Source organism: Vibrio sp. 1402, from assembly GCF_033340275.1.
On the sequence record NZ_JAWOWE010000467.1, the window covers coordinates 1 to 593 of the forward strand.

Sequence of the window (593 nt, forward strand, 5' to 3'; positions counted from 1 at the left end):
ATCGTTTAGATTCATCCCAAATTCGATACGTGGGACAACGATAATGATCAGTGAATGGGAAAAACACACACTCCTAGCCGATACTGCCCTGCAACTAGATGATCCTGTACGCAGCATTCTTCACTATCAACAAGCTTTAAGCTTAAGTGAAGACATTAGTGAATGCGTGGAAATTGAAGCAGACGAGCGCCTTTTGATTTCTGTAATCTCTTGTCACAACCTCGCGCAATTTTGGCGCTGGGCTGGTGATACCGAATACGAACTCAAATATCTTCAGCTGGCATCTGAAAAAGTGCTCACACTTATTCCCCAATGCCCAAACCAGAATTGCGCGAGCTTTATTGACTCCATCGGCTGTTGCACAAAAGCACTTATCGATTTTATGAAGCGTCATCCAAACCCAGCAATTGCGAAACAAGTAGAGAAGATCGATACCGCAACCAATTGCGAAGTGATCGCTAAGTTTCGTTTAAATTAATGAGCAAAGGTCGAAAATAAGCTGACCTCATCACTTGGAAATGACTCAACGAAAGTTATTCGACAGTAAGTAGATACTCACTAACATATACAAAGTAAGACTTGAGAGTTTTCGA

Annotated in this window: 1 protein-coding gene; it reads left to right on the forward strand. The window is 41.8% G+C overall.

Going from position 1 to position 593, the window contains the following annotated elements; all coding sequences use genetic code 11:
- The first annotated feature begins 43 nt into the window (after positions 1–43).
- Complete coding sequence (locus R7044_RS26710; RefSeq protein WP_005490627.1) at positions 44–478, forward strand: DUF2753 domain-containing protein; 435 nt, start codon at positions 44–46, stop codon at positions 476–478.
- Positions 479–593: the final 115 nt, after the last annotated feature.

What these genes read in the sequence shown, in the direction of transcription:
- R7044_RS26710 (WP_005490627.1), top strand. Translation starts at nt 44, where the DNA reads ATGATCAGTGAATGGGAAAAACACACACTCCTAGCCGATACTGCCCTG.